Here is a 22971-nt window from a genome sequence, read left to right as displayed (position 1 = left end):
GGGCACCGCGGCTCTCTGTGATCGGCGCCTCCGACGCAGGACCGGGGCGCCCTCACGGGCGGCTCGCCCGTCCGCGGGCGCGTGTGAGCACACTTTACGTCCCTCGGCGCGGGGGCCTGCACACCGACGGAACCTCGACGGCTCGGACGGGGCGCCGCCCCAGGATCGGCCGGAGGTTCCGGCGCCGCCGGTGCGGGCGTGCTGGATCGACGCGATTCGCATCTCCGCCCCGCGGTCGTCGCGCGGGTGGTCGCCGCGGTCGGGTCAGCCGTCGAAGACCTCGGCCGAGGCGAAGGCCGCGTCGGAGCGGAGCACGGAGACGAGTTCCGCGGGGCAGTCCTCGAAGACGGTCCTCTCCGGCTGGGGAGGCGTCTCCGCCTCGAAGTCGACGACGAGTCCGTAGCAGGTGTAGACCTCGCTGGGGCCGCTGAACCAGCCGCCCTCATCCTCCTCTCCGAGGATCGGACCGGACGCGAGGAAGAGCGAGAAGCGGGCCTCGCCGTCCGTGACGTCCTCGTCGTAGAGCACCACTCCGCCGTCCTCGAGCATCGCGGGATCGACCGACTCGGCTCTCCGTTCCAGCGGGGGACGTCGATTCCCGAGAGATAGGCGGACGGGTCCTCGAGAGGCGGTGGATAAGCCTCCGGATTCAAGCCGTGGAGTATGCCGATCGTCTCGTCGAGTGACCCGTAGACACTCGTGCTGAGCGGATCCTCGACCGCGGCCATCCGCCGCCACAGCCTGCCGTCGATCCCGCTGTCGTGGCCGTGGTACTCCGTCGCGCACGCCGAGAGCGCCGTGATCGACGCCACGATCGCCGCTGCTCTCCACGCCCTGCTGATCGACACCCGGCCCATCCTGCCCGACGCGCCTCGTCAGCGGGCGCGGAGGACCTGCGGGGCCCGGAGGAGGGCGACCGCCGAGAGGGGCCGCGCAGGCGAGTGCGGCGCGGGCGATCTCGACAGGATCGCCGAAGGAGCGCGCGAGCTCCGACTCGTCGCCCGCGACGTGCTCCGAGGCGTCCTCGAGCAGTTCGCGTCGCGACCGCCGAGCGAGGGTCCCTTCCGGAGGTTCTTGAGGATCTTCTCCGCGTCCGTCGCCGTGCGGACCACTACGCCGTGCCTCGCAGGGCCTGGCACTACCCAGCGTGCGGGTCGCGCGTCATCCGGAGCGTGACGATCGCACAGCGATCACAGGCGCCGCCCTGCGGTCCGGGGTACTTTCCTGCCTGTGGGCGACAGTGACGAGAAGTCCGGGAGAGGCTGGCACATCGATCTCGGCGAGACGCGGGAGAGCGTGTCCGGTGATGTCGTCGACGCTCTCGATCGGGTGTCCGCGGAGTTCGCGGCATTCCGGAACGGGACTTCCGGCGAGGGCGGAGAAAGGGCCGCGGCACTCCGCGGAGCCGCCCGACTCGGGGCCGGAGAGCACCGGCTCGCCGTCGCTTCGGGGCTGACGCGGGAAGGCGTCCGCTCCTTTCTCTCAGGGGGATGAGAAGCAGACGGAGAGGCTGTTCCCCCGCGCCTCGACAAGCCGGCGCCGGAAGAAGAGAAAGGCCTCGAGAAGCCGGTGTCTCGACACGAGACGGAGACGATGAATGGACGACGAGGAGTGGGCTCGCTGCCTTCTCGCGATGGAGTCCCGTGCGCCGACGGATCAGGTCGGGGCGGACGTGGAACGCCGGGACGCGATGGTGTCGGCCGTCCTGCGGGAGCTCGACGCGGTCGATCCGTACGGACTCGAGCCGGGCCTGGAGAGCGGCGCTCCCCGCGACGAGTACGAGCCTGAGGCGGCGCCGATCGCGAGCATCCTCTTACACCGAGGACGGATCACCGGCGAGGAGCTCGACTCCGTCTGGCGGTTCTGGTTCGGCGAGCCGCTGAGCGCCCTGCTCGGCGACCGGATCGCTCCGCTCCTGGTGCGGCTCGAGAGGCTCGCGCCTCCCTCAGCGGAGGAATGACGGACGTCGGGTCCCGGTGGCGGACCGGCCGCGGGCCGCTCGCACGGCCGCTTCCCCCGGCGACGGCGGCCTGCTGGAGCTAGCCGACCGTGATCGGAGCGGCGGACGGACGGGTGCCCTGCCGCATCCAGACGAAGAAGCCGACCAGGGTGAACGCGCCGTAGAAGACGTACATCAGCCCCGACGCGTAGTAGCCGGCCGAGAACAGCAGCGGCACGCCGACCAGGTCGACGGCCACCCAGATGAGCCAGAACTCGGTCCAGCCCTTCGCCATGCCGTAGGTGGCGAGGACGGAGCCGACGAAGATCCACGCGTCGCTCCAGACCGGCTCGTAGGATCCGAGCGCGCGGAACACGGGGGTCAGCACCGCGGTGCCGCCGACCATCCCGAGCGCCAGCAGGCCGCGGGTGCGCCACGACGCCCAGCGCGGCTCGATCAGGGTCGTGGAGTCGTCGGGGCGGTGGGTCCACCGGTACCAGCCGTAGACGCTGACCAGGATGAACATCACCTGCCGCCCGGCCTGCCCGAGCAGGTTGACGGGGTTGGGAGTGCCGAACAGAGCACCCATGAAGACCGTGAACAGCAGCACATTGCCGATGAGGCCGACCGGCCAGGCCCAGACCTTCCGCCGCATCCCGCCGAGGGCGCTGAGGAGCCCGAAGACGTTGCCGATGACCTCCCGCCAGAGGACGGTCTGCTCGCCGATGACGATCTGCGCGTCGAACAGCCAGTGCACGAGGTCCACGAGGCCTTCTTCCTGAATCGGGATGCCGGGTGGTGCAACCCTGCCCCATCCCGGGCCATTCCCGTCGCGGGCGGATGCGCGCCGGCGACCGTAGGCTGGCGGGATGACGTCCCGGGTGCGACTCCTGCTGGCCTCGTCGCACCCCGGGCCGACCGTGACGGTCACCGTGCTGGCGACCGTGATCGCGGCGGCGTCCGGGCATCCGCTCGGGCAGGTCGTGCTGGTGGCGCTCGCCGTGCTCCTCGGGCAGCTCTCGATCGGGCTCGCGAACGACTGGATCGACGCCGACCGCGACCGCGCGGTGGGGCGCACCGACAAGCCGGTCGCGCAGGGGCTGATCGGCGTGGGCGCCGTCCGCGCGGCCGCACTGGGCACGGCCGCGGCCGCCGTGGTGCTCTCGCTGCTGCTCGGACCGGTCGCCGCGGTCGCCCACCTGGTGCTGGTCGCCGCGGGCTGGGCCTACGACGCGGGGCTCAAGCGCACGGTCTGGTCGGTCGCTCCGTTCGTGGTCGCCTTCGGGCTGCTGCCGGTGGTGGCGGTGGCGGCGGGCGACGGCCGGCTCCCCGCCTGGTGGGCGATCGCGACCGGGGCCGTGTTCGGCGTCGCCATCCACTGCACGAACGTGCTCCCCGATCTGGTCGACGACGAGGCCACCGGGATCCGCGGCTTCCCGCACCGCCTCGGCCTGCGGCTCTCCGGAGTCGTCGCCTTCGGATCGCTGGTGGTCGCCGCGCTGCTCGTGCTCGTCGGACAGCTCGTCGGCGACCAGCCGGTGCGCGGGACGGGCGTGGTGCTCGCGGTGATCGGGACCCTCGCGGTGGTCGTGCTCGCCGCCGCGGGCGTCCGCCTGGTGCTGACCGGCCCGCCGACGCGCACCCTGTTCCGGCTCGTGATCGCGGCGTCGCTCGTGCTGGTGGTCGAGCTCGGGCTGGCGGGCGCGCGGCTGGTCGGCTGACCGGCCGCCCGCGACCTCAGGACCAGCGCATCGCGTAGACGCGGGCGAGCAGGTCCGAGGTCGGCAGGGTGAGGGCGGTGCGCAGGAACGCCTCGCGGCCGCGGTGCGCGAGCGTGCCGAGCGGTCGTCCGAGCGCCATGTTCGCCTCCGCCTGCCGCGCCGCGCGCCGGGCCGCGGTGGTGCGGCGCCGGGCGAAGCCGGGCCAGGGGCCGGCCTCGCCGCGGCGCACGGCACCGGCCAGGAGCGGAGCGAGCTCGGCGGCGTCGAGCCAGCCGAGGTTCATGCCCTGCCCGCCGATCGGGCTGATCTCGTGCGCGGCGTCGCCGATGAGGACGACGCGGCCGACCCCCATCCGCTCGGCCTCGCGGCGCCGCACCTGGAAGCCGCTGAGCATCGTGCAGGTCTCCGGGTCGGCGTCGGCGCCCGTCCGATCGCGGACCGCGGCGGACAGGGCGCGCGCGGCCTCCTGGTCGGGGGCCTCCTCGGGTCGCCAGGCGGGGGCGCCGAGGGAGCGGTCGGGCCCGCTCAGCGCGACGTAGCGGCGCCGTCCGCCCGGCAGCGGGAAGGACTCCACGACTCCCGCCGGGCCGACGTCGACGAGCGCGGTGCCGGTGAGGCCGCCGGGCTCGGGGTCGGCGAAGTCGCCCATCACATAGCGGTCCGGGTAGTCGCGGCCGGTGGTGCGGATCCCGAGCAGGTCGCGGACGGTGCTCCGGGCGCCGTCGGCTCCCACGACGAAGGCGGCGCGGACCGAGACCGGCTCGCCGCCGGGGCCGGGGCCGGTGCCGGTCGCGTCGACGGCGGAGCCGCGGCGGAGCAGGCCGGTCAGCGCGATCCCGGGGCGCAGCGCCTCCGGGGCCAGCGCCTCGAGGCGCTGGCGGAGGATCGCCTCGGTGCGGTGCTGATCGAGGGTGACGACGTAGGGGTGCGTCGCGGACGCGCGCGCGAACGAGAGCGTGCCGAGGGTGCGGCCCCGGCTGCGCGCGACGCCCTCGCGGACGCGCGTGGCCTCGGCCAGCACGGGAGCATCGGCGCCGACCGCGGCGAACACGTCGAGCGACGGCGGGTGGATGCCGATCGCCCGCGAGCCGCGCGGCACCGAGGAGCGCCGCTCCCACACCCGCACACCCGCCCCGGCCTGCGCCAGGAGCGCGCCGAGCAGGAGTCCGACCGGACCGCCGCCGACCACGAGCACGTCCGTCTCCGCTGTCACGGGTCGAGCCTAGGGAGAGGCGGCGCGGCGGGCGAGGGGGTGCGCTCGACCGCCGCGCGTGCTCAGGGTGCCAGCGGAGGCGTCAGAGCGCGTCGACGGCGGCGAGCACGTCCTCGGTCTCGGTGCGCGTCGTGTAGTCGACGTGCACGTCGGCCGTGCGGACGATCCGGTCGGCGTCGACGACCAGGACGGTCGGGTACGGGACGGCCGGGGTGTCGTCGGCGTTGCTGTCCTTCACGGCGAAGCCGAGCGCGGTGTGCGCCTCCTGCGCCTCGCCGCTGGGGGCGGTGACGATGCCGAGAGCGCTCGCCAGCGCGTTGCCGGGGTCGGAGACGACGGTGAAGCCCAGGTCGCCGTTCGCGACGGCCGCGCGCGACCCGTCGGGGGTCTGCGGGCTGACCGCGACGAGAGCGACCCCGCGCGAGGCGAGCTCGGGGGCGAGGGTCTCGTTGTAGTGCTTGAGCGTGATGTTGCAGTACGGGCACCAGGCTCCGCGGTAGAAGACGAGGACGGCCGGGCCCGCGCCGAGGACGTCCGCGAGGTCGACGGTGTCGCCGTCGACGGTCACGACGGAGGCGGCGGGGAGCGCGGCGCCGGCGGTGACGGCTCCGCTCGGAGCGCCGGCGGCGACGAGGTCGTCGCGCTCGCCGGAGAAGACGGCGGCGAGCTCGGGGCCGACCGTGTCGTCGAAGCCGACGGTGAACTCGTCGAGCTGCGTGCGGACGGAGGTGCTGGTCATCGGAAGTCCTTCGGTCGTGACGGTCGGTGTCCCCCGTCCGGGAGCCTAGGCTCGCGACGAGCCGGGCGCCGCGTGCGCGTCATGCGGCGTCACACGCCGGCCGACGCGTGTCGGCCGGCGCGCGGACAGGGGACCGACCCCGTCACTCCGGGGCGACGACCAGCGCGCCGCCGGCCGAGCGCGAGACGCACGGCATGATCCAGCGCTCGTGCTCCTCCGGGGTCAGCACCAGGTCGCGGTGCTCCGCCGTGCCGCCGACCAGGCGGAGGCGGCAGGTGCCGCAGGTGCCCGACTCGCAGGAGGAGTCGACGTCGATCCCGGAGGAGCGGAGCGCGGTGAGGAGCGAGCGGTCGGCCGCGACCTCGACGACGGCTCCCGTCGGCTCCCACACGGCGGCGAAGGGGACGGCGCGGTCGCCGACGGCGTCGACGCCCGCGAAGTCCTCGACGTGGATCCGGCTCGGGCGCCAGTGCATCGTGAGGGCGAGGACCTCGTCGATCAGCGCGGACGGACCGCAGCAGTAGATCCGGGCGTGGTCGTCGGGCGCGGCGACGAGCGGCCAGAGGTCGAGCCGGCCGTGGATCGCACTGTGGTGCAGGAGGGAGCCGTCGGCGGAGAACTCGTCGAGCCACGCGGTGTCCTCGGGGGTGCGGCTGAGGTACACGACCTGCACGGCCGATCCCTGCGCCCGGAGCTCGGCGGCCATCGCGCGGATCGGAGTGACCCCGATCCCGCCCGCGATCAGGAGGTACCGGGCGGCGGGCTCGAGGGCGAAGGTGTTCGCGGGAGGCGCGGAGGCGAGGACGTCGCCGACGCGGACGTCGTCGTGGAGGCTCAGCGATCCGCCCCGCCCCTCGGGCTCCCGGCGTACCGCGATCGCGTAGTGCGACGGCTCCGGGGATCCCGGCTCGACGAGGCTGTAGCTGCGGCGCTCGCCGGAGGGGGTGGTGAGCGTGAGGTGCGCGCCGGCCGAGTAGCCGGGCAGCGGGGCGCCGTCCTCGCTCCGCAGCACGAAGCGGGTGACGGCCGGGGTGAGCGCCTCGCGCTCGGCCACCACGAGCAGCAGCTCAGCCACGGAGCACCAGCTCGTCGCCCACGCCGAGCGTGCCGCCGTCGAGGACCTCCGCGTAGACGCCGAGGAGCTCGTGGCCGTAGGTCTCGTGCAGCAGCCGGGGGACCGGCAGGTCGCGCCGACCGGTGCCCGGCTCGACCTCGGTCGCGGCGCACCGCTCGGTGGCTTTCGTGATCCGCAGCCGCAGCCCGCCCGCGGTGAGCTCGCGCCCGAGCAGCTCGAGCTCACTCCACGCGGGCAGCCCCTCGAGGTGGATGTTCCCGCGGAACCGCAGCGGATCGACGCTCCGGCCGCAGCGCTCGGCGAGGTCGCGGACGCTCGCCAGGTTGATCAGGGAGACGTACTCCATCTCGACGTCGGAGTTGTGCGCGGTGTCGGTGTAGCGGCGCCCCTCGTCCTGCGCGATCACCGGCTCGACGCCGGGCGGCAGGTCGAGCACGCGCGCGGCGAAGGAGCGCAGCGCGGCCCGTCCGTCCTCCGTGCCGAGGTCGGCGGAGAGGACCCGGTGGCCGCGGACGTCGACGGTGAGCACTCCGCTGCCGGGGTCGAGGTGCGTGGTCAGCCCGGCGAGGCGGGCCTCGGCGACGAGCACGAAGTACTCGCGCTTGGAGATGCCGTGCCGCAGGCCGGGCCGGTAGGCGCCGCCGGGGCGGGCGAGCGCGATCGTGCGGTCGAAGGGGACGCCGCGGCCGGCGGTGAGCTCGACGCGGGGGATCGGCTGCGGGGTCAGGCCCTTCACCGGGTAGACGAAGAGGCCGTCCACGCGTGTCGTCATGCCCCCATCCTGGCGCATCGCCGGGGGAGCCGCCGCGGCGCGGGAGACCCCGAGGAACGGGCGCGGCGCCGTGCGGATCCTGCGAGGGCGGAGGGACGGATCCGCTTCAGCGAGCCTCGTCAGTACTGGAGCGAGAGGCCGACCAGGGGCGGGACGACGAGCGCGCCCAGCTCGACGATCGCGACGCTCGCTCCGACGCCGAGCGTGACGGCCGAGAGCAGCCGGGCGCGGTCCTTCCGAGCGACGCCGATGACGCCGACGATCGCGGTCGCCGTCGCGAGCACGAGCATCGTGACCCCGAGGGCGGCGAAGAGCGCCCCGATCTGCGTGGTGTCGAATCCGCCCTGGAACGCGAGGACCGGGATGGCCGTGGTGAGCGCGGTCCGCCCGATCTGCGCGAGGACGAGGACGATCGCGAGGACGAGGCCGACGATGCCGACCACGTCGCGGGGGCGGGACTGAGGGGCGGGGACGGACGGAGCGGGCTCGCACCGCGGCCCGCCCTCGGACGAGCTCCGCGATCCGCAGGCCGACGCCCGAGCGGAGACGTCGCGTGCGGTGACGCGCGCGGACCTCCGTGGTCGGAGGGACGTCGTGTCCTGTTCGCCTGCCGCCCCTTGCCCGCGCGCCGCTCCGCGCGCACGATGGAGCAGTGATCGCATGGAGCCCTCTCGAGATCGTCGGCGCCGTGGTGATCGCTCTCGCGCTGATCGGGCTCGCCGTCGCGGCCGTGGCGGTCGGAGCGGGCGACGAGATCGCGTTCGTCGGTGTGCTGGTCGCCTTCGCGGTCGCGGTCACCGGGCTCGGCCTCCACATCGCCGGCCGGGAGGCGCGCTACCGCCGCGACAACCGCTGACGGTCAGTGCCCGAGCTCCACCAGCAGCACGCCGGTGATGATCAGGCCGATCCCGCCGAGCATCGTCCAGGTCAGCGGGTCCTGGAAAAGCCAGCGCCCGAGCACCGCGGTCAATGCGACTCCGACGGCCGCCCAGATCCCGTAGGCGACCCCGATCGGCATGCCCTGCGCGAGCGCCCCGGCCAGCAGCGAGAACGCGACGACGTAGCCGACTCCGACCACGACGTACCACCGCTTCCGGCCGTCCGTCGCGGGCTTGAGGCTCATCGTCGCGGCGACCTCGGTGAGGATCGCGCCCGAGAGCAGCAGCCAGGCCATCAGCGCACCGCCCGGCGCGCGGCCTGTGCCCGCTGCGACCCGATCTCGACCATCAGCACGCCCGCGATGATCAGCACCAGCCCGATCGTCATCACGCCCGTCAGCGGCTGTCCGAAGAGCACGGCCGCGAGGACCGCCGTGAGCGCGACTCCGCACGCACCCCACACGCCGTACGCGACTCCGATCGGCATGCCGGCCTTGAGCACCCGGCTGAGGAGCACGAACGCCGACAGGTAGCCCGCCACCACGAGGGCGTACCAGCCCGGCGACTCGATGGCGGCCTGGAGGGCGAGCGACGCCGTCACCTCGGTGAGGATCGCGCCGGTGAGGAGCACCCAGCTCATCGCGGGCCGTCGGGGCGGGTCATCCGGCCAGCGTAGGGCGGGTGCGGAGGCGTGCGCCCGCACAACGGAGGCTCAGCGCCCGGGGAGGGGGGTGGGAACGGTCGTTCTCCGGTCCACGGCCTGCTCACCGCGCGAAGTGCTCGCGCACCTCCGCCTGCCAGCGCTCGCGGTCCTCCTCCGTGATGAACGCCGCGTCGAAGGAGTTGAGCGCCAGGCGCTCGAGCTGTGCGTCGTCCACCCCCAGCTCCTCGACCAGGGCGCGGTAGTTCTCGTCCACGTAGCCGCCGAAGTAGGGCGGGTCGTCGCTCGAGACCGTCACGACGAGTCCCTCGCGGAGCATCGCGGGCAGCGGGTGGTCGGCCATCGTGTCCACGGCGCGCAGGGCCACGTTCGACAGGGGGCACACCGTCACCGGGATGCGGCGCTCGCGGAGCATCGCGACGACCTCCGGGTCCTCCATCGCGCGGATCCCGTGGTCGATCCGCTCGACCTTCAGCAGCTCGACGGTGGCCGCGACCGTCTCGGGCCCGCCCTCCTCGCCGGCGTGCGCGACCAGGCGCAGTCCCTCCGCCGCGGCGCGCGCGTAGACGTCGACGAACAGCTCCGGACCGAAGCCCACCTCGTTCGAGTCGAGCCCGACGCCGATGATGTGCTCGCGCCAGGGGAGGATCGCCGTCAGCATCGCGTCGGCCGCGTCGGCGCCCAGGTCGCGGAGGAAGCACATGATCAGGTCCGTCGAGATCCCGTGGGTCTCCTCGCTCCGACCGAGCGCGCGGGTGATCCCGGTCATGACGGTCTCGAGCGCGACGCCGTTGCCGAGGTGCGTCTGCGGGTCGAAGAAGATCTCGGCGCGGCGGACGTTCGCCTTCTGCGCCCGGTCGAGATAGCCGGTCGCGAGCTCGAAGAAGTCCCGCTCCGTCTTCAGCACGGTGAGGTTCGAGTAGTGCAGCTCCAGGAACGACGCGAGGTCCGTGAAGGAGTACCGCGCGCGGAGGGCGTCGAGGTCCTCGGTCGGCAGGGCGACTCCGTTGCGGCGCGCCATCTCGACGATGTGCTCGGGCTCGATCGTGCCCTCGAGGTGGATGTGCAGCTCGGCGCTGGGCGGGGCGGGGAAGGCGGGGCGGGGCATGCGGATCCTCCAGGGAGCGGCCGGGGCGGCGGGGACGCTCCCGACCGTAGGCCTCCGCTGTTTCGCGCGCGTTTCCGGCGGGAGGCGCCCGATCCGGGTTCGCGAGCGGCCCCGCCCCGGGTGCTTGAGCTCGCCCTGCTGCGAGGTGCCGGCCGGGATCGGGACGAGCCGCGTCACGACGGGCGGATGGGCGACGTCTCCGAGCTCTACGCCGCGTTCGACGAGCTCACCGCGGCACTCTCCCCGGCGGAGCGGCGCGACGTCTTCGCCGTGACGGCCGACCGCTTCTACCGGATCGGCGCCTCGCTGCCCGCGGAGTGACCGCCGAGCAGCAGCCGGACGCCCGTCGCGAGCTGCCACCCGGTGATCGTGTAGACGGAGAGGCGCTCCCACACGCCGTCCGGCAGCAGATCGAGGCCGGGGAGCCGCGTGTCGAGCTGGAGCATCAGGAGGGCGAGCAGGCCGATCGTGCCGAGCGCGAGGCCGAGCGGTGCCGACGCCCAGGGTGCGGTGCCGCGGCGAGCGGAGACGCTGGAGCGGATCGACGCGGCGTTGCCGGCGATGATCGCCATCGCGGCGCCGAGCCCGTGCATCCAGCCCAGCCCGCTCTGCGCGCTCGCCTCGCTGCCGTGCACGATCCCCACCATCGCGATGCCGACCGCGTAGACGACCGCGAGCGCGAGGTAGAGCCGCTGCGGTCCTCCACGGACGAGCCGCACGGTCGCGACGGCGGCCGCGAGGTAGAGCGCGCCCTCGAGGAGGAAGCCGGCGTTCATCACCGCGTGCAGCGGCGAGTCGATCTCTCGCCCCTGGAACACGCCGACCTCCGGCACGCCGAGATCGCTGATGTAGTTCCGCGCGTAGCTGTAGCCCGGGAACGCGGACGCGGCGACCGCCTCGGCGCCCACGTAGACGAGCGCGCTCACCACCCACAGCACTCCGGTCCGACGCGATCCCATGCGTCCATCATCCCGGGGTCCGGCCCGCCGGTCGTCGTCGCCGGACGGTTCCCGGCCGGGGTCGCCCGCACCGGAGCCGGCGGGCCGCCGCTCCGGTCACAGGCTGAACCCGCCGTCGGTCGTGAGCACCTGCCCGACGACCCAGCTTCCCGCCGAGGTGGCCAGCCACGCGATCAGCTCCGCGGGGTCCGCCGGCGCGCCGACGCGGCCGAAGGGCGTGCTCGCGACGTGCTCCTCGAGATCCTCGAGTGAGCGGTCCGTGGTCTCCGGGTCCAGGTAGCCGGTGTTCACCGGACCGGGATCGATCGTGTTGAGCACGATCCCGAGCTCCAGGAGCTCGGCGGCGACCGTGGCGGTGACGCCGGCGAGGGCGGCCTTGCTCGCGGCGTAGGCGACCTCTCCTCGCATCGCGCCGTGGATCTGGCCGGACGTCATCCAGAACACGTGCCCCTGTGCCCGCGGGTAGGGCCCGGCCCCGACGATCCGGTCGCCGGGCCTGCGGGGTCCGTCGGAACGCGGTGCCCGGAGCCGCGCGAACTCCGCGGTGAGCAGGAGGGTGGAGCGGGTGTTCACATCCCAGAACGCGGTGAGCCGCTCGGGCGTCATGTCGAGGATGCTGCCGTCGTCGCCGCTCTTCGCGTGGTTGCAGACGAGGACGTCCAGGGTCCCGGTCAGGCCGGCTGCGGTGGCGATCAGACCGGGGACGGTGGAGGGGTCGGCCAGGTCCGCGGCGACGTCGGCGAACCGTGCGCCCTCCGTGAGGTGCGCGCGGAGCTCGGACCGGACCGCGTCGAGGTCGTCGCCTCCCCAGGGGAGGTCGAGGTCGTGAGGGCGGTGGTGGTGGACGACGAGGTGCGCGCCGAGGGAGGCGAGCTTCGCGGCGACGGCGAATCCGATGCCGCGTCGCCGCGAGACGCCGGTGACGAGAGCGGTCCTGCCCTGCAGGGGGAGGAGTGCGGACACGGGGAGCCTTTCGATCGCGCCCGAGCGGGCCGGAGGGAGCGGGCCGGAGTGACGGGGACCGGGGAGGCCTCAGCCGCACTGCACGAGCCCCACCGTACCGAGCCGCCGGTGGCTTCCGCCCCGCGATCCGGGAGGAGGCCGGTCAGACCTGCCGGAAGACCCGCAGGTCGCGTCCTCGGGAGGAGCCGAGGCGCGAGTAGCTGTCCGCCAGCCGCTCCTCGGCGGCGGCCGCCACGACGACGCCTCCCGCGGGGACCGTGGTCAGCAGCTCCCGCGTCGCGAGCAGCGCCGACAGGCGGGTCCGGGGCGCTGCGAGAGCGCCGTCACCGTCCACCGCCGCCCGGGGGGCGTCTCCGCGCCGACGGCTGCGGTGAGGGGGGTCCCGACGAGCAGGGCCCCGGCCCCCACGGCTCCGCCGAGGAGCGCCGCGAGGACCAGGACCGCGCCGAGCAGTCCCGAGAGCGCGACCCACAGGGCCGCCACCAGGCCCAGGAGGACGACCGGGACGGTGACGGCGATGCTCGCGAGGGCGTCGGCGACGGGCCGGTAGCGCCCGAACACGACCAGGCCGTTCCGGTCGGCCGTCTCGTGGGCGGCGCGGCGGATCACGGAGGGCGTGAGCGAGAGCAGCGCGGTCGGGAAGGCCAGGACGGCGAGGACGCGGTGCCGCGTGAAGGCGCGCACCATCAGCCACGACACGGCGGGCAGACGTCCCCACCCGACCGGTGCCGACGCCGCTGCCATCGATCCAGTCTGCGCGACCGGGGAGGTGCGGGGCCAGCGGGTCGGAGGACGCGGCCCCGGCTCCGCTGGGCGAGGGGCTCCGACGCGGACTACTCCTCGTCCGCCCGGTAGACCTTCCGGAACGCGTCCTTGCGGGCGATCCTCCCGCCGCGGAACTCGTAGATGTCGCAGCCCCGCGTGACCTGGGGTCCGCCGTCGGGGCCGGTCCCGGTGAAGGACCAGGTGGCCGCGCCGCGCGTCCCGGCGATGAGGGGAGCGCCCTCCTCGTGCCGCTCCTGTCCCGTGTCGAAGGCCAGCATCAGCGCGAACCCCTCGCGGACCTGCTCCTTCCCCGTCCAGGTGCGGCCGGGCTCGGGGCCGACGGACGCGCCGTAGACGCAGTCGTCGGTCATGTGGCTCATCAGCGCTTCGAGGTCGTGGCGGGTCCAGGCGTCGCTGAACGCGGCCAGCACCTCGGGCGTCATCTCGCTCGTGCCGGTCTCGGTCGAAGAGGAGTCGTCCATGGGCGGGCCTCGGTCCTTCTGATCGGTGGACCGTCGTCGGTCGCTCTGCGACCGTGGCAGGTGAGCGGCCGCGGTGGCAACGCCCTCTAGCGGTCATGTCCGGAAGCGGACGGCCGGCGGGCGGAGGGGGACGGCGCAGGCGGACGGCATCGGCCGCCCGCGCACGCCCCCGGCGTCCGGATGGTAGGCGCTCGCCGCCTCGTCCGCCACCTCCTCCCCACCGCCCGGCGCCGGCGCGCAGGATGAGGAGCACCGGTCGCGGCGGGCACCGACTCCGCGCTCGACCGGCTCCGAGACCGCCACGAGCCCGCTCCGGCGGGAGGACAGCGAGAGCACCATGGGATTCTGGGGACCGACCGACGACACCCGCGCCACGCGCCCGGTCGACGAGCCGCTCGGCGAGCTGGAGCTCGTGCACGCCTTCACCAGCGGGCCGATGCCCACCGGCGTCAGCGTCTCGCACACCGGGCGGATCTTCGTGAACTTCCCGAAGTGGGGAGACGAGGTCCCGGCCACGGTCGTGGAGCTGCGCGACGGAGCGGCGGTGCCCTACCCGGACGAGGCCTGGAACACGCCGTCGGGAGTCGACGACGCCGGCGCCCTCGTCTCGGTGCAGAGCATCGTCGTCGATCCGGCCGACCGGCTCTGGATCCTCGACACCGGCAGCCCGATGTTCGAGCCGACGCAGAAGGGCGGCCCCAAGCTCGTCCGCGTCGACCTGGCGACCGACACCGTCGAGCAGGTGATCGTCCTCGAGCCGGACGTCGCCCTCCCGACCACCTACCTCAACGACGTGCGCTTCGATCTGCGGCGCGGCATCGCCTACATCACCGACTCGGCCGACTCCGGCCCGAACGGGATCATCGTCGTCGACCTCGAGACGGGGACCGCCTGGCGCCGCCTGCACGACCACCCGAGCACGAAGGCGCTCACTCCTCCGGAGCTCGTGCCGATGGCCGAGGGCCGCGTGCTGATGAAGCGCCCGGCCGACGGCGACCCGCAGCCGGTGACGATGGGCGCCGACGGCATCGCGATCTCGGCCGACGGCGAGCGCCTCTGGTACTGCCCGCTCGCCTCCCGCCGCTGGTTCAGCGTGGCGACGGCGGCCCTGGTCGACCGGTCGGCACCGGACGAGGACGTCGCGGCGACCGTCGTCGACGAGGGCGACAAGGGCGGGGGAGCGGACGGCCTCGAGACGGATGCGTCGGGCCGCTTCTACGCCACGAGCTACGAGAACAACGCGATCGTCCGCCGCCGCCCCGACGGCACGATGGAGACGATCGTGCACGACGAGCGGCTGCTCTGGCCCGACACCCTGTCGATCGCGACGGACGAGCACCTGTACGTCACCGCGAACCAGCTGCACCGCCAGGCCGACTACCAGGGCGGCACGGATCTGCGGACGTACCCGTACTCGCTGTTCCGGGTGCGGATCGGCGCGGGGCCGGTTCTCCTGCGCTGAAGGCCCCCGCCTGGTCTCCTGCGCCGAGATCCGCAGCGCGGCTCAGCGCCAGTGGGCGAGCTCCGTGCGGAGGGTCGCGCGGGCGCGGGCGAGCAGCCCGCGGACGGTGGAGCTCGAGAGGCCCAGCTCGTGCGCGATCGCGTCGTAGCTGCACTGCTCCAGCTGGCGCAGCTCCCAGCAGCGGCGCTGGGCCGGGGGCATCGCGGCGAGCACCCGGTTGGCGTCGGCGGCGAGCGACCCGCAGTGCGCGGCGTGCTCCGGGTCGTCGGCGGCGGAGGCGGGGAACTCGTCGTCCAGCTCGGCTCGCAGCCGCGAGACGCTCGAGCGGAGCCGGTCGACGCTGCGGCGGCGGGCGGTCGTGACGAGCCACCCGGCGATGGTCTCGCCGTCGATCACGCTGTCCACGTGGGTCCACGCCGCGAGGAAGGTCTCCTGCACGACGTCGTCGACGTCGGCGCTGCTGCGGAGGGTGCGGGCGGCCGTCGCGCGGAGCAGCCCGGTGTAGCGGCGGACGATGGTGGCGAACGCCCGGTCGTCGCCCTCGGCGGCGCGGATGACGAGCATCCGGTCCGAGTCGGGCTCGAGCAGCGCGAGCGGCGGCGCGGCGAGGGTCGAGGGGCGGGCCCTCGGGGGGCGTGCGGGGGTGGTCGTGAGCATGCGGACTCCGGTCGACTCGATGTGTACGCATGATTCGGAGGCGCGCTCCCGCTCGGTTCCCCGAAGCGGGGCCCCAGTGAGAGGGGCAGGTCTGTCCGGTTTGCGGGGACGTCAGCGCCGCCGCGACCACCAGCGGCGGGGCCGCTCCGGCTCGGCGGCCGCCCGGGCCTCGGCCGCGGCTGTGCGGGCGGCGCGCCGCTGCGACCAGGCGGCGACCTCCTCGTCGACGTCCCGGAGCGGGGTGACGACGGGCGGCCCGCCCAGCAGCTGCCGGCGCGCCTCGATCACCCGCGTGTTGAAGTCGGCGAGCTCGGCGCGCACCTCCTCCTCGCGGTGCAGCCGGTCGAGGCGCTCGTCGAGTGCGCGGTCCTCGGCGCGGAGGAGGAAGGCGGCCGGGCCGATCCCGGTGAGGTTCTCGCGCTCGATCTTGCGGCGGATCCACCAGTCCGGGTCGTGGGCCGCGCCCAGGTCCGGGAGCGGCTTCCCCGATCCCGGCAGGTCGTCGAAGTCGCCGCGGCGGATCGCGAGCTGGATCGCCGTCTCGACGAACGCCGCCCGCTCGAGCGGATCCTCCGGCAGGGCGGGCTGCTCCGACTCCTCCTCGCCCGCTGCGCCGGCCCGGTACCGGGCGGCGCGCTCCCTCGCATCCGACATCCCTCCACGCTAGATCGGGCTCCTCGCCGCGGGCAACCACCCCTCCCGCCGTCTCCTCGGTCGGTGCGCGGCGGCTCGACATCGGCGGCCCGGCGTGCGTGGTATCGATACTCGATAACATCGACGATCGATAAGGGGCGCATCGTGACGAGTGTCATCCCCAGCGGACCGGTCCGCGAGCGGCCGCGCGTGTTCCGGGTGGCGAGAGCGGTCCTGCTCATCGTCGCCGTCTTCTCCGTCCTCACCGCGCTCGTGCAGACCTGGACCGTCACGACCGGGCGCTCCCTGCTGGTCTTCGGGGGAGCCGACGGCCCCGCCGCGACGACCGACGTCTGCTGAACGCCTGCTTCCAGGCGGCATTCATAGCCTCGAGAAACTGCCCAGTCTCCCGCTCGTTCTACGAACGCAAGCGACAGGAAGGCAAGTCTCACAAGCAAGCACTGATCGCTCTCGCTCGGCGACGAATCAACGTGATCTGGGCGATGTTTCGTGACCAGACCCGTTACAGCCCTCCACCCACAGACCCCGCCGGTTCCGCATCACTGAAGCTGCGGGCCTTGCCTCCGCTCAAGCCCCCGGTCGTCGCGCCGGGTGGTTCTCCACGATGACGCCGCAACGACGCGCGGTGCGCTATGCCGTCGATGCACGAAACCGACGCGAACATCGGTGAGATGCAAGGAATTCGAGGCGAAAACAGGTCGAAAGCCGTTGTGTGGATGTACAGCGGTTCACGGCGGCGTGCCAGCTCCAATGGCAGCGTCAATTTCTAAGGTAAGCCTCACCAAACTTCCGGTGAAAGGTGATGCTGCGTGCTTTCGAATTATCTGATCGCTCTTCGGGAGGGCCTCGAAGCGGGCATCGTTGCCGGCATCCTGATCGCCGCGCTGACGAAAACCGGCCGCCGGCACCTGATCCCTGCATTGTGGCTCGGCGTCGCTTTCGCGATCGCCGTCTCGCTCGGAGTTGGCGCGGCGCTGACGTGGGGTCCGTACGGTCTCAGTTTTCAGGCGAAGGAGATCCTCGGTGGGACGCTGTCGGTCCTGTCGGTGGCTCTGGTGACGTGGATGATCTTCTGGATGGCGCGCAACGCCCGCACCCTGAAGGGCGATCTCGAGGGACGAGTAGCGATCGCGGGCGGTGCTCTCGGGGTCGCGGTCCTCGGCTTCGTGAGCGTCGCGCGTGAGGGCGTCGAGACGGCACTCTTCCTGTGGGCGGCCGTGTCTTCGAATCAGGACGCTGGAGCCGCGGCGTGGGGCGCGGTCCTCGGTCTGCTCACGGCGGCGGTCCTCGCCGTCGTCCTGTCGTTCGGCTTCGTCCGGATCGATCTGGGCCGCTTCTTCGCGTGGACTGGATGGTTCCTGGTGATCGTCGCGGCGGGCGTGCTCGGCTACGCCGTGCACGATTTCCAGGAGGCCGGCCTCATCTCCGGAGAGGGGAATGCACTGTTCGACATGTCGTCGCTCATCCCGCCGACGAGCTGGTACGGGGTCGTCCTGGCAGGAATCTTCAACGTCGCGCCCGATCCCAGCGCCGCCCGCTTCGCCGCCTGGCTCGGGTACCTCGTCGTGGTCGGGACGCTCTTCGGTGCGCAGCTACTGCGCCGGAGTGCTCCTCGTCCGGTCGTCGTCGGGGTAACGGGATAGAGCCGGCCTCGACACTTCGGTGTCCGAGGCGGAAGGGCGTCGACCGGCTGGACGCAGAACGCCCCCGGCGTCCCAGCGTCCCAGGGAGGGAAGCGGGGCACCGGGGGCGGTTCGTGGAAGAGGAGGTCTCTCGCTCCGGCCTTTCTACTTCCCGGCGAGGGTGGTCAGCAGCTCCTGGATGCTCGTCGTCTCGGCGGCCGGGTCGGGGCTGCTGGAGCGGACGGAGGAGAGGACGGGGTCGATCTGCTGGTCGACGTAGGTCCAGGTCTGGCAGTTCGCGGCGCTCAGTGCGGGCTCCGCGTCGTCCCAGGCGGTCTCGAGGTCGGTGGCTCGGGCTTTCGCGCCGGCCTGGTCGCCGCTGGTGACGAGGGCGAGGGTGTCGGCGGTGATCGTCTGGAAGTTCTGCACGTCGGCGGTCGGGAAGTCGGTCTGCACCGACGCCTCTGCGTCGGCTGCGGACAGTGTTCCCGACGTGTCGCAGGCCGGGGCCGCGCCTTCGGGTGCCGGGGTGGTGTGCGGCTGGCTGTTGGTGAAGGCGAGCAGTCCGACGACAGCGACGGCGAGGACCGCGAACGCGACGAGCGAGCGTCGCTCCCGAGCGACGGGCGGGGTGTGGTGCTCGGCCGTGCCCTTGTCGACGTCGGCCCTGCTGAGGGAGAGGTACACGACCGTTGCGAGGATCGCGAGCAGGAAGATGATGCTGGTGACGAAGGTGCCGAGCCCGAGGCCCTGCTCGTCGGGGGAGAGGCCGAGCCAGTCGCCGATGTTGGCGCCGAGGGGGCGGGTGAGGATGTAGGCGATCCAGAACGCGAGGACGGGGTTCGCTCCGTAGCGCCAGAGGCCCGTGACGATGGCGATCAGGGCGAGGGGCAGGAGGATCGAGACGCCGGGGCCCCAGCCGGTGAGCTCGAGGGTCCAGTCGCCGAGGGCGGTGCCGAGCGCGAAGGTGACGAGGACGGTGAGCCAGTAGAACGCCTCGCGCGGGGTGGTGTCGATGCTGTGGATGGAGAGGGTGCGCTCCTTCGAGTACCAGACGCTGAACACGATCGCGAGCAGCACGGAGAAGACGAGGGAGCTGGCCCAGAGGGGCACGCCGAGCTGGTCGGTGAGGATGTCGGTGAGCAGGGTGCCGGTGACGCTCATGACGACGACGGTCAGCCAGTACGCGGCGGGCAGGTAGCGGCGCAGCCGCATCTGGATCGCGAGCACGACTGCGGTGACGATGATGAAGATCACGGCGGTCGTGATGAGGCCGACGCCGAGAACCATGTCGATCCAGTCGGCGAAGCTCTCGCCGACGGTGGTGCAGAGGATCTTGATGATCCAGAACCAGATCGTGACCTCGGGGACCTTGCTGAGCAGCCGGTGCACCGGGAAGCGGGTCGTCGTCGTTGAAGTGTCCATGCCCGCAGAGTCGCAGCCGGGACGGGGGCGGCGGCTCGGGATGCGCCGTGCTGTGTTGTGTTTGCTCACAACGACCCGGAGCTCCCGAACGCGTTCAGCTCGATGCCCGGCTGAGGGGCTGAGGTTCTGTGCTTTCACAACGGATGCAGGGGAATCCTCCGCCGCCACAGGCCGCTCGTTCGTAGCGTGAACTCCTTCGGCGCGCTCCGCGTCGGGAGACGAGGACGACACTGATGCCGAACCGGGAACCCGCGACAGACGGTGCGATCGCCTATCGGGCGGCGCGACGCTGGCCGCTGATCTCGGCGGGCCTCGCGGTGCTGCTCACGGGACTTCTGGCCGCGCTGATCTTCTACCGGGAGCACGACAAGCCGTTCGGGTTCGACGCCGCGTGGATGAACGAGATCATCGAGCACCGGTCGACGTTCTGGTTGGTGCCGTCGCTGGTGATGAACAGCCTCGGCGGCGGGATCGTCGGCACGATCGTGATTCCGCTCGTCGTGTTCGTGTGGCTGCTGGTCTGGCGGGGTCGGTGGGCGGCGACGTACTTCGCGATCGCCGCGCCGCTGAGCGGGCTGCTGGTGCAGATCCTCAAGAACGCTGTCGGTCGTCCGCGGCCGCTGGAGATCCTCGTGAACGCCGACTTCGGCTCGTTCCCCTCCGGCCACAGCGCGAACGCCGCCACGACCGCGATGGTCCTCGCGATCGTCTTCCCGCTGTGGTGGGTCCGCATCGCCGGAGCCCTTTACACGGTCGCGATGATGCTCAGCCGCACCTACCTCGGAGCGCACTGGATCTCCGACACCGTCGGCGGACTGCTCCTGGGCGCCGGAGTGGCGCTGATCGTCTGGGCGCCGCTCGCGGTCCGGCTGCACACCGAGCGCGCGTCGTCACCGCCGCCCCTCCGGCGCCGCATCGCCCGACGGCGGGCCCTCAGCTGACGGCTCGTCAGGGTCGAGGCCTGGCGACGTCGCCGCGGAGGATCGTCAGGAGCACGACGGCGACGATCGACCCGGATGCGATCAGGCCCGCGAGCACGACGATCTGGAAGACCCCCGCCGCCACGGGCGAGAGTCCGCCGAAGACGGCGCCGATGAACGCGCCGGGCAGGACGACGAGCCCCGTGGTCCTCGTCTGGTCGGTCAGCGGCACGAGCCCGGTCCAGGCCGCCTCTCGCGCCAGGCCGAGCGTGGCCTGCCGCGGCCGGGCGCCGAGAGCCAGCCAGCCCTCGACCTGGTCCCAGCGGTCGGCGAGCGTCGCGGCCAGCGCTCGGCCGGTGACGGTCGCGACGGTCATCGCGCCGCCGATGAGGATCCCGCCGACCGCGAGGACGTAGCGGCCAGTGAACGGGACGGCCCCGAGACCGAAGACGATCCCGGCGCTCACCGCGACGCCGGCCGCCATCGCCGCGGTGACGGCGAGGACCGTGCGCCGGGAGCGTCCGAGGCGGCCGGCCGCGGTGAGCACCGCGGCACCGCACATGACGACCAGGAAGAGCAGGACCCAGCGGATGTCCGCGATGACTCCCGAGAGGATCACCGCGAGCACCCCGAGCTGAACAGCCCCACGGAGGATCGCCAGCGCCGGCCGCGCGAACGAGACGACCCCGAACGTGCGGAGTGCGGCCACGGAGACTGCCGCGCAGATCGCGACCGCCGCGACCACGACCGCCGGAGTCAGCTGGTCGATGGGCGTTCCTGAATGACCCAGGTGTTGCCGTCGGGGTCGGTGAAGAAGACGAACGAGTTCCACTCCCCGCCGCGGCCCTCGAGCCGGACCCCGTCCTCGAAATACGACACCGGGCTGACGTCCACGCCGCGCTCGGCGAGTTCGGCACGGGCTGCGTCGATGTCGTCGACGACGAGCTGCAGCCCTTCCAGGCGGGTGGGGCCGGTCTTGAGCTGGATGCTGCTGTGCGAGCCGGGCGGGGTGAGCTGCACGATGCGCATCTCGTCGCTGATCCGCACGTCGAGGTCGAGGTGGAACCCGACCTGGTCGGCGTAGAACGCTTTCGCCCGGTCGACGTCCTCGACGCTGACGGGCACGACTTCGAGATTCCACTGCACAGGACGGCCTTTCGCAAGGGTGGCGGACGAGGTGGCGGGCGTCGCCGTCCAGTGTGTCCGGTAGGACTCCCGTCGGGCAATCGGGTCAGCTGGCCGCGATCGTCCCGGTGAGCAGCAGCCCGGACACGACGAGGGCCAGGGCGACGCGGTACCCGACGAAGACGCCGAAGCCGTGGCCCGCGACGTACCGGAGCAGCCACGCGATCGACGCGTACGCGACCACGAACGAGACGACGGTCGCGACGAGGGTCGGGATCCAGCCGACGCTCGCACTGACCTCGGACGCGGCCGTGGCCGCTTCGTAGGCGCCGGCGGCGGTGAGTGCGGGGATGGAGAGGTAGAACGCGAACTTCGTCGCGGTCACTCGATCGAGCTCGCGGAACAGGCCTCCGCTGATGGTCGCTCCGGAACGAGAGACGCCGGGGATCAGCGCGATGCACTGCACGAGGCCGATGATGACCGCGTCTTTCCGGGTGATCGCGCGACGGTCCTTGGTCTGAGCGCCGACGCGTTCGGCGACGAGCATCACGACGCTCCAGCCGAGCAGCGCCGCGACGACGACCCACAGATTGCGCAGGCCTCCGCTGATGAGGTCCTTCCCAAGGAACCCGATGATCCCGATCGGGATCGACCCGAGGATCACGTACCAGGCGATCCGGTAGTTCGTCCGCTTGCGCTGCGACGGGTGCCGCAGCCCGACGAACCACGCGGTGGCGAGCTCGGCGATGTCCTTCCGGAAGTACAGGAGCACTGCGGCGATCGCACCGATCTGGATGATCGCGGTGAACGCGGTCACCCCGACGTCGTCGACGCGGAGGCCCATCAGCTTCTCGGCGATGGTGAGGTGCCCGGTGCTGGAGACCGGGAGGAACTCGGTCAGCCCCTCGATGATGCCGAGGATGATCGCCTGGAGGATGTCCATCGGGTCCGTTCCGGTCGGAGAGGAGTCGCGGGGGATCCCGCGAGCGCTTCCGAGAGTAGGGATCGCGACGGCCGTGCTCGGCCGGAATCCGGGTCGCTGTGTGCATCTTCAACGACCCCGGCGAACACCCCAGCTGCCGACACCGCACGCTCCTCGAGCATGGCGGGATGACGCACCTCGCTGCACCGCTCCCTCGACCCCGCGGCGGTGTCTTCGCCGGCCGCTACGTCGCCTCCACGGTCCCCGAGGCGACGGCGCTGTTCTGGATCCTCAAGGTGCTGACCACCGGGATGGGCGAGACGGCGTCCGACTTCCTCGCGACCGCCTTCGACCCGGTGATCGTGGTCGGCGCGACCGGTCTCGCGTTCCTCGCGGCCCTCGGGCTGCAGTTCGCGGTCCGCCGGTACATCCCCTGGGTGTACTGGCTGGCAGTACTGATGGTGAGTGTCTTCGGCACGATGGCCGCCGACGTGCTGCACGTCGTCGCCGGCGTCCCGTACCTCGTCTCGACCCTCGGGTTCGCGATCGCGCTCGCCGCGGTCTTCGCCCTGTGGTGGCGAGTCGAGCGGACCCTGTCGATCCACTCGATCACGACACCGCGCCGGGCCCTGTTCTACTGGCTCGCCGTCTCCGGGACCTTCGCGCTCGGCACGGCCGCGGGCGACCTGACCGCCTCCACCCTCGGGTTCGGCTATCTGCCGTCCGCGGTCCTGTTCGCGGCGATCATCGCTGTCCCGGCGCTCGCGCACCGGTTCACGGGGCGGAACGCGGTCCTCGCGTTCTGGTCCGCCTACGTCGTCACGCGTCCGCTCGGCGCCTCGGTCTGCGACTGGCTCGCGGATCCCGTCGCCCAGAAGGGCCTGGGCCTGGGCACCGGCCCGGTCACGC

Annotated in this window: 30 protein-coding genes; 10 read left to right on the top strand and 20 right to left on the bottom strand. The window is 72.7% G+C overall.

Annotation, left to right across the window (positions count from 1 at the left end; all coding sequences use genetic code 11):
• Positions 1 to 264: 264 nt before the first annotated feature.
• The gene (locus C5D08_RS08665) at positions 265 to 549 is read right to left on the bottom strand and encodes a hypothetical protein (RefSeq protein ID WP_104276700.1); all 285 of its coding nucleotides are present in this window, start codon (positions 547 to 549) and stop codon (positions 265 to 267) included.
• Between the two features lie 681 nt (positions 550 to 1230).
• On the opposite strand from C5D08_RS08665, the gene C5D08_RS16670 reads away from it, so the two are divergent.
• A complete protein-coding gene (locus C5D08_RS16670; RefSeq protein WP_146086084.1) occupies positions 1231 to 1494 on the top strand; it encodes a hypothetical protein in 264 nt (87 codons plus the stop codon).
• Positions 1495 to 1672: 178 nt separating this feature from the next.
• Positions 1673 to 1960 carry a hypothetical protein gene (locus C5D08_RS08655; RefSeq protein WP_146086083.1) on the top strand — a complete coding sequence of 96 codons (288 nt, stop codon included), beginning with the start codon at positions 1673 to 1675 and terminating at the stop codon, positions 1958 to 1960.
• A 79-nt stretch (positions 1961 to 2039) separates the two neighbouring features.
• On the opposite strand, the gene pnuC is transcribed toward C5D08_RS08655, so the two are convergent.
• Positions 2040 to 2705 carry a nicotinamide riboside transporter PnuC gene (pnuC, locus tag C5D08_RS08650; RefSeq protein ID WP_104276697.1) on the bottom strand — a complete coding sequence of 222 codons (666 nt, stop codon included), beginning with the start codon at positions 2703 to 2705 and terminating at the stop codon, positions 2040 to 2042.
• A 103-nt stretch (positions 2706 to 2808) separates the two neighbouring features.
• On the opposite strand from pnuC, the gene C5D08_RS08645 reads away from it, so the two are divergent.
• Positions 2809 to 3660 carry a UbiA family prenyltransferase gene (locus tag C5D08_RS08645; protein WP_104276696.1) on the top strand — a complete coding sequence of 284 codons (852 nt, stop codon included), beginning with the start codon at positions 2809 to 2811 and terminating at the stop codon, positions 3658 to 3660.
• A 16-nt stretch (positions 3661 to 3676) separates the two neighbouring features.
• On the opposite strand, the gene C5D08_RS08640 is transcribed toward C5D08_RS08645, so the two are convergent.
• From C5D08_RS08640 to C5D08_RS08620, 5 genes are all read right to left on the bottom strand, one after another.
• A complete protein-coding gene (locus C5D08_RS08640; RefSeq protein WP_104276695.1) occupies positions 3677 to 4873 on the bottom strand; it encodes an NAD(P)/FAD-dependent oxidoreductase in 1197 nt (398 codons plus the stop codon).
• Between the two features lie 82 nt (positions 4874 to 4955).
• Complete coding sequence (locus tag C5D08_RS08635; RefSeq protein WP_104276694.1) at positions 4956 to 5612, bottom strand: peroxiredoxin-like family protein; 657 nt, start codon at positions 5610 to 5612, stop codon at positions 4956 to 4958.
• A 142-nt stretch (positions 5613 to 5754) separates the two neighbouring features.
• Entirely contained in the window at positions 5755 to 6687 is a 933-nt protein-coding gene (locus C5D08_RS08630; protein ID WP_104276693.1) for a PDR/VanB family oxidoreductase, read from the bottom strand.
• Positions 6680 to 7459, bottom strand: a complete 780-nt coding sequence (locus C5D08_RS08625) for an MOSC domain-containing protein (RefSeq protein ID WP_181110339.1) — start codon at positions 7457 to 7459, stop codon at positions 6680 to 6682. Before C5D08_RS08625 ends, C5D08_RS08630 begins: the two co-directional genes overlap by 8 nt.
• 119 nt (positions 7460 to 7578) lie before the next feature.
• On the bottom strand, positions 7579 to 7902 hold the full coding sequence (locus tag C5D08_RS08620) for a hypothetical protein (RefSeq protein ID WP_104276691.1): 324 nt from the start codon (positions 7900 to 7902) through the stop codon (positions 7579 to 7581).
• A gap of 209 nt (positions 7903 to 8111) precedes the next feature.
• On the opposite strand from C5D08_RS08620, the gene C5D08_RS08615 reads away from it, so the two are divergent.
• The gene (locus C5D08_RS08615) at positions 8112 to 8315 is read left to right on the top strand and encodes a hypothetical protein (RefSeq protein WP_104276690.1); all 204 of its coding nucleotides are present in this window, start codon (positions 8112 to 8114) and stop codon (positions 8313 to 8315) included.
• A 3-nt stretch (positions 8316 to 8318) separates the two neighbouring features.
• On the opposite strand, the gene C5D08_RS08610 is transcribed toward C5D08_RS08615, so the two are convergent.
• The 3 genes from C5D08_RS08610 to C5D08_RS08600 all read right to left on the bottom strand — a co-directional run bounded on the left by C5D08_RS08610 (position 8319) and on the right by C5D08_RS08600 (position 10106).
• Entirely contained in the window at positions 8319 to 8633 is a 315-nt protein-coding gene (locus C5D08_RS08610; RefSeq protein WP_104276689.1) for a multidrug efflux SMR transporter, read from the bottom strand.
• Positions 8633 to 8977, bottom strand: coding sequence for a multidrug efflux SMR transporter (locus C5D08_RS08605; protein WP_104276688.1), 345 nt, complete (start codon positions 8975 to 8977; stop codon positions 8633 to 8635). The genes C5D08_RS08610 and C5D08_RS08605 overlap by 1 nt, the downstream gene beginning before the upstream one ends.
• Positions 8978 to 9101: 124 nt before the next feature.
• Positions 9102 to 10106 (bottom strand): adenosine deaminase, encoded by a 1005-nt coding sequence (locus C5D08_RS08600; protein ID WP_104276687.1) that lies wholly within the window; start codon positions 10104 to 10106, stop codon positions 9102 to 9104.
• A gap of 186 nt (positions 10107 to 10292) precedes the next feature.
• Here C5D08_RS08600 and C5D08_RS17330 point away from each other — a divergent pair, with 186 nt between their 5' ends.
• The gene (locus tag C5D08_RS17330) at positions 10293 to 10427 is read left to right on the top strand and encodes a hypothetical protein (RefSeq protein ID WP_258067366.1); all 135 of its coding nucleotides are present in this window, start codon (positions 10293 to 10295) and stop codon (positions 10425 to 10427) included.
• Here C5D08_RS17330 and C5D08_RS08595 read toward each other — a convergent pair.
• The 4 genes from C5D08_RS08595 to C5D08_RS08580 form a co-directional block, all read right to left on the bottom strand.
• Positions 10394 to 11065, bottom strand: a complete 672-nt coding sequence (locus C5D08_RS08595; protein WP_104276686.1) for a DUF998 domain-containing protein — start codon at positions 11063 to 11065, stop codon at positions 10394 to 10396. The two genes, C5D08_RS17330 and C5D08_RS08595, sit on opposite strands and share 34 nt — an antisense overlap.
• Positions 11066 to 11161: 96 nt before the next feature.
• Entirely contained in the window at positions 11162 to 12028 is an 867-nt protein-coding gene (locus tag C5D08_RS08590) for an SDR family oxidoreductase (protein WP_258067365.1), read from the bottom strand.
• A gap of 261 nt (positions 12029 to 12289) precedes the next feature.
• Positions 12290 to 12772, bottom strand: coding sequence for a hypothetical protein (locus tag C5D08_RS08585; protein WP_104355610.1), 483 nt, complete (start codon positions 12770 to 12772; stop codon positions 12290 to 12292).
• 89 nt (positions 12773 to 12861) lie between these two features.
• A complete protein-coding gene (locus C5D08_RS08580) occupies positions 12862 to 13275 on the bottom strand; it encodes a nuclear transport factor 2 family protein (protein WP_219812847.1) in 414 nt (137 codons plus the stop codon).
• A gap of 337 nt (positions 13276 to 13612) precedes the next feature.
• On the opposite strand from C5D08_RS08580, the gene C5D08_RS08570 reads away from it, so the two are divergent.
• Positions 13613 to 14737, top strand: coding sequence for an L-dopachrome tautomerase-related protein (locus tag C5D08_RS08570; RefSeq protein WP_104276683.1), 1125 nt, complete (start codon positions 13613 to 13615; stop codon positions 14735 to 14737).
• A 42-nt stretch (positions 14738 to 14779) separates the two neighbouring features.
• Here C5D08_RS08570 and C5D08_RS08565 read toward each other — a convergent pair whose 3' ends face one another.
• Together C5D08_RS08565 and C5D08_RS08560 are read right to left on the bottom strand one after the other, a co-directional pair.
• Positions 14780 to 15394: an RNA polymerase sigma factor gene (locus tag C5D08_RS08565; RefSeq protein WP_104276682.1), complete on the bottom strand. Its 615-nt coding sequence runs from the start codon at positions 15392 to 15394 to the stop codon at positions 14780 to 14782.
• Positions 15395 to 15505: 111 nt separating this feature from the next.
• A complete protein-coding gene (locus C5D08_RS08560; RefSeq protein WP_104276681.1) occupies positions 15506 to 16048 on the bottom strand; it encodes a DUF1992 domain-containing protein in 543 nt (180 codons plus the stop codon).
• A 144-nt stretch (positions 16049 to 16192) separates the two neighbouring features.
• Between C5D08_RS08560 and C5D08_RS08555 the strand changes: the two genes are divergently transcribed.
• On the top strand, positions 16193 to 16387 hold the full coding sequence (locus C5D08_RS08555) for a hypothetical protein (protein WP_104276680.1): 195 nt from the start codon (positions 16193 to 16195) through the stop codon (positions 16385 to 16387).
• Between the two features lie 470 nt (positions 16388 to 16857).
• Complete coding sequence (gene efeU / locus C5D08_RS08545) at positions 16858 to 17691, top strand: iron uptake transporter permease EfeU (RefSeq protein WP_104276679.1); 834 nt, start codon at positions 16858 to 16860, stop codon at positions 17689 to 17691.
• Between the two features lie 144 nt (positions 17692 to 17835).
• Here efeU and C5D08_RS08540 read toward each other — a convergent pair whose 3' ends face one another.
• Positions 17836 to 19095 (bottom strand): hypothetical protein, encoded by a 1260-nt coding sequence (locus C5D08_RS08540; protein ID WP_104276678.1) that lies wholly within the window; start codon positions 19093 to 19095, stop codon positions 17836 to 17838.
• 233 nt (positions 19096 to 19328) lie between these two features.
• Here C5D08_RS08540 and C5D08_RS08535 point away from each other — a divergent pair, with 233 nt between their 5' ends.
• Positions 19329 to 20036, top strand: coding sequence for a phosphatase PAP2 family protein (locus tag C5D08_RS08535; RefSeq protein ID WP_104276677.1), 708 nt, complete (start codon positions 19329 to 19331; stop codon positions 20034 to 20036).
• Positions 20037 to 20043: 7 nt separating this feature from the next.
• Here the strand turns inward: C5D08_RS08535 and C5D08_RS08530 are convergent, their stop codons facing one another.
• The 3 genes from C5D08_RS08530 to C5D08_RS08520 form a co-directional block, all read right to left on the bottom strand.
• On the bottom strand, positions 20044 to 20760 hold the full coding sequence (locus C5D08_RS08530) for an ABC transporter permease (RefSeq protein WP_308470813.1): 717 nt from the start codon (positions 20758 to 20760) through the stop codon (positions 20044 to 20046).
• An 11-nt stretch (positions 20761 to 20771) separates the two neighbouring features.
• The gene (locus tag C5D08_RS08525; RefSeq protein WP_258067364.1) at positions 20772 to 21140 is read right to left on the bottom strand and encodes a VOC family protein; all 369 of its coding nucleotides are present in this window, start codon (positions 21138 to 21140) and stop codon (positions 20772 to 20774) included.
• 106 nt (positions 21141 to 21246) lie between these two features.
• Entirely contained in the window at positions 21247 to 22083 is an 837-nt protein-coding gene (locus tag C5D08_RS08520; RefSeq protein ID WP_104276675.1) for an undecaprenyl-diphosphate phosphatase, read from the bottom strand.
• Between the two features lie 167 nt (positions 22084 to 22250).
• On the opposite strand from C5D08_RS08520, the gene C5D08_RS08515 reads away from it, so the two are divergent.
• On the top strand, positions 22251 to 22971 hold a 721-nt coding region (locus C5D08_RS08515), incomplete at its 3' end, for a hypothetical protein (RefSeq protein ID WP_104276674.1).

This window comes from Rathayibacter sp. AY1B6, from assembly GCF_002932755.1.
Lineage (GTDB): Bacteria > Actinomycetota > Actinomycetes > Actinomycetales > Microbacteriaceae > Rathayibacter.
This window is presented reverse-complemented; position numbering and strand designations above follow the sequence as displayed.